The organism is Psychrobacter sp. GW64-MNA-CIBAN-0177 (assembly GCF_040309585.1).
In the GTDB taxonomy this organism is placed as follows: domain Bacteria; phylum Pseudomonadota; class Gammaproteobacteria; order Pseudomonadales; family Moraxellaceae; genus Psychrobacter; species Psychrobacter okhotskensis.
Genome location: NZ_JBEOOY010000053.1, coordinates 1 through 1,277, shown reverse-complemented (window position 1 = coordinate 1,277; position 1,277 = coordinate 1). Strand labels below are relative to the sequence as shown.

Here is a 1,277-nt window from a genome sequence, read left to right as displayed (position 1 = left end):
TGACCCCTGCTGTCAAATCCGTATAACTAAACTTGGGAGATTTTGATTACGCAGCATGACGATAATAGTCAAACCACACCTGTCTTGGCGATTGATAGCCCAAACCCTTTTGAATCCTCGTCTGATTGTAGTACAGCTCGATATAACTGATAATATCATTGATGGCTGTGAACCTTGTTTTATAGTCTTGATGATATACCAGCTCATTCTTTAATACGCCCCAGAAGCTTTCTATCGGAGCGTTATCGAAACAGTTGCCTTTGCCGCTCATTGAGCCTATAAATTGATGCTGCTTAATGGTCTTGTGGTAGGCGTGACTGCAATACTGGCTGCCTCTATCAGAATGCACAATTAGCCCCTTGCTTGGGCGTTTATTCTTAATTGCCATGTTAAGCGCACGACATACTAAATCTGCGGTCATGCGCTTGTTAATAGCGTAGCCGACCAGCTCTTTAGTGTATAAATCTTTGACTCCAGCTAAGTACAGCCAACCTTCGTTTGTCCAGATATAAGTAATATCGCTGACCCAAGACACATTGGGACGCTTGGCGTCAAACTGCTGATTCAGCACGTTGTCATAGACCAGTTTATTGTGATTGGAATCAGTAGTGACTTTAAAGCGCTTATGACGACGGCACTTGATGCCGTATTCTTCTTTGATGCTTCTAACCATATATTGGCTGATATCGTACCCTTGCGCTCTTAGGTGGGCATGCAGTCGATCTACGCCATAGCACTGCTTGGTCTGAGTATGAGCGACTTTAACCAGTAGTTCACACTGATTACGATGTATCTGCTGATCACTAATGTCACGACTTGACCAGTCATAGTAACTTGATGATTTAACCTTTAATACACGGCACATAGTTGTGATGCTAAATATCTGCTGATTGTCTTTGATAAAAGCGTACTTTACTAGCTGTGCTTGGCGAAGTACGCCGTCGCCTTTTTTAATATCTCGCGCTCCTCCTTAGCAACTTTAAGCTGGCGCTTTAGCCGTTTTACTTCTTCAAGGGCGCTCATAAGATCAGGATCGTATTGTTCAGTGCCCACAAGCTTGCCCTGATTGGCTTTATTCTGCCAGTTAGATAAGGTTTGCATGGCGATCCCGAGCTGCTTTGCAGTAGCTGAAATATTGCCATTATTATCCGCTATCTTCTTGACAGCTTCTGCTTTAAATTCTGTGCTGTAAGTTCTAACTTTCTTGGTCATGGTAAACTCCTCGTTGAGTCGTTAGTTTACCAAGTTTACTTGTACGGTTTCTTCAGCATAGCTCA

At 43.1% G+C, this 1,277-nt stretch carries 1 protein-coding gene; it reads right to left on the bottom strand.

The features are described 5' to 3' along the window. Positions 1 to 46 precede the first annotated feature (46 nt). A protein-coding gene (locus tag AAEY79_RS14135) for an IS3 family transposase (protein WP_352288845.1) occupies positions 47 to 1,212 on the bottom strand; the annotation gives its coding sequence in 2 pieces (ribosomal slippage) (positions 47 to 954 and positions 954 to 1,212; 1,167 coding nt in all). Positions 1,213 to 1,277: the final 65 nt, after the last annotated feature.